This is a genomic window from Vibrio sp. V39_P1S14PM300, from assembly GCF_009904765.1.
In the GTDB taxonomy this organism is placed as follows: domain Bacteria; phylum Pseudomonadota; class Gammaproteobacteria; order Enterobacterales; family Vibrionaceae; genus Vibrio; species Vibrio proteolyticus.
Map to the genome: position 1 here is coordinate 1 of NZ_WXWP01000306.1, position 4,045 is coordinate 4,045.

Genomic DNA, 4,045 nt, shown 5'->3' on the forward strand with positions numbered 1-4,045 from the left:
GTATAGATCTGCCCACTGATCCGTGGTTCCTTTTAAGGAGATCGAGAGTGAACTGGAATAAAATGAAAACTCTAAGCTGTTTGATCGCTCTGAGTTTTCCGGCGCAAAGTCAAACATTAGAACAAGCCGTAGCCAATGCGCTAGCTACAAACCCAAATATAAAAGCTTCTTATAACGAGTTTGTTAGTAAAAAATACGACGCAGATGCTGCAACGGGAGCCTACCTGCCTAAATTAGATTTAGATGCGGGAATTGGCTACGAGAACGTTGATCTGGCTTCAGGTACAGAAAACGAATTAACCCGAAAAGAAGCGTCTTTAACCCTGACCCAATTACTGTGGGATGGTAATGCGACTCTAAATGATATAGACAGAACGTCTGCCGATGCAGAATCCGTTAGATTTCAGTTGATCGCAGATGCTCAGGATATCGCTTTACAAATCGCCAAAACGTATTTAGACGCGACCAAAGCGTTTGAAGTATTACAATTGTCTGAAAGCAATCTTCGCGTGCATGAAGATATCTACGAAGATATTAAAAAACGCGTGGATTCAGGGATTGGTTCAACCGCGGATCTTTCTCAGGTAGAAGCTCGTCTGGCGAAGGCGCATGGTAATCTTCTGGCCGCCCAGAACAACCTTTATGATACGCATACCCAATTTAAAACTTTGGTCGGCGAAACGCCACAAGGGTTAACCTTCCCTCGTGCGGATCATGCAAAATTACCATTTACGGTTGATGATGCCCTTTCCAACGCATACAAACATCACCCAGTTATCAAAGTTGCGCAGGCTGATGTTGACTCGGCTCGTTTCCAGTATGAGCAATCGAAAGGTGTTAATTATCCGACCCTTTCTGTTGAAGCGGCACAAAGCTGGCGCGATGATGCCGCGGGGATTGAGGGAGAAAGCAAAGAGTTCTCTGCAATGCTGCGTATGCGTTACAATCTCTATAATGGTGGTTCAGACGCAGACCGTACACAAAGTGCGGCATACCAAATGAATAAAGCCAAAGATTTCCGCGATCGTACCTATCGTAGTGTGGAAGAAGGCCTGCGTTTATCCTGGAGTGCATTGACCTTCACCTCGAAACAAAAACAGTTTCTGGCGAATCACGTGGACTCCGCCTCGGACACCGTAATTGCGTACGAGAAACAATATAAACTTGGCAAACGTACACTGTTAGATGTGCTCAACACTGAGAATGAATTGTTTGACGCACGCAAAGGTTACTTGGACGCAAAATACGATGAGCAGTACGCCAAGTATCGAGTGTTGAACGCGACCGGTGGCTTGCTGGATGCCCTACTGGTTGACACACCAGAAAAATGGAATAAGCCGGTGGAGTATTAATATGAATAAACTACTATTGCCTGCACTGATTGCATCTTTGGTTGTCGCAAGTAACGCCAACGCGGAAGATGAATACGAATATACGCCGACCCCGGAAGCAACTCAGGTATCTGATCTGCAAGACGACGACAACGATGGTGTCGTCAACGCGCGTGACCTTTGCCCAGAGACTCCGGAAGGAGCAGAAATCGATAACAATGGATGTGAACTTTATATCAATCAGTCCGAACAGCTACAGCTGCATATTCTGTTTGCTAACGATTCTTCCGTTATCGAACCTTTGTTCTATCGTCAGATCGATGAAATGGCAGACTTTATGAAGGAATACCCTGAGACAAAAATCGAAATTCAGGGTTACGCGAGTAAAGTCGGCTCAGCCAACCATAACCTGGCACTGTCAAAACGTCGCGCGACGGCAGTTGAGCAGGTTCTGTTGCGTGAAGGTGTAGAACCCAATCGTGTAAAAATCGTCGGCTATGGCGATACCCATTTGTCTGAAATTGGCACCGATGAAACCAGCCATGCAATGAACCGTAAGGTCGTGGCCCGGGTTGTCGGCCATAAAGGCACATACAAAAAAGAGTGGACAATCTTTACCAAACGCGGCCAATAAGCCCGGACAAGAAAAGGAGCGCGAGTCGCTCCTTTCTTTTTATTTGGTAATGTGTTCCGAGCTTGAAAGTGTTACTCTTACGGCGTTTTTCACATCGAGAATTTCAAAATGAGCAAACTGACTGCAGATATCGAAGCAAACCTGAAACTTTTCATCGAAGAGACCAAACAAAGTAAACTGGTTTGGGGCCTGAGAAATGAAGACGGTTGGCTGGCTTGTGACTCTACTGAATTTGAAAACAGTGAAGTGATGCCTTTCTGGTCATCGAAAGAAGATGCAGTAACCCACAATGTTGAAGAGTGGGCAGACTTCGAAGTCCTGGAAATTCCACTGGATATTTTTGTTGAAGACTGGTTGATCACACTGGACGAAGACGGTGTTCTGGTTGGAACCAACTGGAATGCAAATCTGGAAGGCAAAGAGATGGAGCCAGCAGAGCTGGCAAAACTGTATCTGGCTGACTAACGAAACGCGCATTTGTGATAAAAAGCCTCTCAATTGAGAGGCTTTTTTAATTCGCTTGTTGTTTTCTCACCAGCTCAGTCATCACGGTTTCGCGATTGTCCAGATAATCGTTCAGACCTGCCCTGCGCAGATCACACGATGGACAACCACCACAGCCATCACCGATGATGCCGTTATAGCATGTGAGCGTTTTCTCACGGATCAGGGATAACGCGTCATATTGATCGGCCAGCGCCCAGGTCTCTGCTTTATTCAGCCACATTAACGGTGTGCGGATCATCAGTTGACGATCCATGCCCTTAACAAGAGCATCGTTCATAGACTTCACGAATTCATCGCGGCAATCCGGATAGCCAGAAAAATCTGTTTCACAAACGCCGGTGATCACACAATCCGCGCCAATCTGATACGCATAGATACCAGCTAACGTCAGAAACAGAATATTGCGACCAGGTACGAACGAATTCGGCAGGCCATTCTCCTGTAACTCATGCGATACCGGAATATCATCACGTGTTAACGAACTGATCGCCAGTTCATTGAGCAGGCCAACATCCATCACTTTGTGAGCCTTCACCCCCAACTCACTTGCCAGCTTTTGTGCCACTTCAATCTCTAACTTGTGACGCTGACCATAATCAAAAGTGATGGCATGCACTTCATCAAACTCTTTGAGCGCCTGCACCAGACAGGTTGTCGAGTCCTGTCCACCGCTAAATACAACGACTGCTTTTTTCATGACGAATTCCTTTATGCGATGCTTAAATATTTGTGTGTCTGAATCGACAGTCGCCAGTTGCGTTCAATACAAGTATCGATACACAGCTGCGTCGCGCGTGGTTTTTGACTGATTGGCTGTAAAGCTATGGGTGTCGATTCGGGCACTCCGGCACGCTGTAAGAGCACGTCAAGCTGATCGATGTCCTTTTGCGTCGCCACGGGATGTTTCACTTCATTCGCACGCAACAACGCGCTGTCGAGTACTGGCAGTTTTCCTTTCATGGCCACCTTTGGTGACACTGTCACCCAAGTTTTCTCTGACGTTAACACTTCAGAAGTACCACTGGTTTCAATTTGACATTGACAACCGATCGCCTCGAAAGCTTCAGACAAAGGCCTCAAATCATAAATACATGGCTCACCGCCAGTGATAACAATATGCTTTGCACGATAGCCTTGCTGTTTATACGTAGCAACAATCTGTTCGGCCGTTTGTCGACACCAAGTGGGCGAATCTTCCGTTTTCAAAAGAATATCCCCGATTGTGCGCTCATCCTCTGCTTCCGCTGTCCAGGTTTGCTTAGTATCACACCACGCACATCCAACAGGGCAAATTTGCAGACGAACGAATACAGAAGGCACACCGGTAAAAATACCTTCCCCCTGAATGGTCTCGAACATTTCGTTAACTTTGTACAACTTACACTCAGCCTAATCAGTGATTCAAATTAGCAGGACGGAGACCTTAAATGACTCTCCGCACCAGGTCAAATTAAACCAGTGAGTATTTCATTATTTGATCCAAATCTCACTCTAAATTAAGCTGCAAGTTCTTTTTCATTTTTCGGGTAAGTCATGTTTAAACTCATCGCTCTGGATATGGATGGCACCTTGC

5 protein-coding genes are annotated in these 4,045 nt (G+C 46.1%); 3 read left to right on the forward strand and 2 right to left on the reverse strand.

Annotated elements, in window-relative coordinates; genetic code table 11:
* Nucleotides 1-47: 47 nt before the first annotated feature.
* From CAG65_RS15595 to CAG65_RS15605, 3 genes are all read left to right on the forward strand, one after another.
* Entirely contained in the window at nt 48-1,352 is a 1,305-nt protein-coding gene (locus tag CAG65_RS15595; RefSeq protein ID WP_161454238.1) for a TolC family outer membrane protein, read from the forward strand.
* Nucleotide 1,353: 1 nt separating this feature from the next.
* Nucleotides 1,354-1,965 (forward strand): OmpA family protein, encoded by a 612-nt coding sequence (locus tag CAG65_RS15600; RefSeq protein WP_021705595.1) that lies wholly within the window; start codon nt 1,354-1,356, stop codon nt 1,963-1,965.
* A 108-nt stretch (nt 1,966-2,073) separates the two neighbouring features.
* Nucleotides 2,074-2,430 carry a DUF2750 domain-containing protein gene (locus tag CAG65_RS15605; protein ID WP_021705594.1) on the forward strand — a complete coding sequence of 119 codons (357 nt, stop codon included), beginning with the start codon at nt 2,074-2,076 and terminating at the stop codon, nt 2,428-2,430.
* A gap of 46 nt (nt 2,431-2,476) precedes the next feature.
* Here CAG65_RS15605 and queC read toward each other — a convergent pair whose 3' ends face one another.
* Both queC and queE read right to left on the reverse strand, forming a co-directional pair.
* A complete protein-coding gene (gene queC, locus CAG65_RS15610) occupies nt 2,477-3,169 on the reverse strand; it encodes a 7-cyano-7-deazaguanine synthase QueC (RefSeq protein ID WP_161454239.1) in 693 nt (230 codons plus the stop codon).
* 11 nt (nt 3,170-3,180) lie between these two features.
* Entirely contained in the window at nt 3,181-3,831 is a 651-nt protein-coding gene (gene queE, locus CAG65_RS15615; protein WP_040902637.1) for a 7-carboxy-7-deazaguanine synthase QueE, read from the reverse strand.
* Nucleotides 3,832-4,045: the final 214 nt, after the last annotated feature.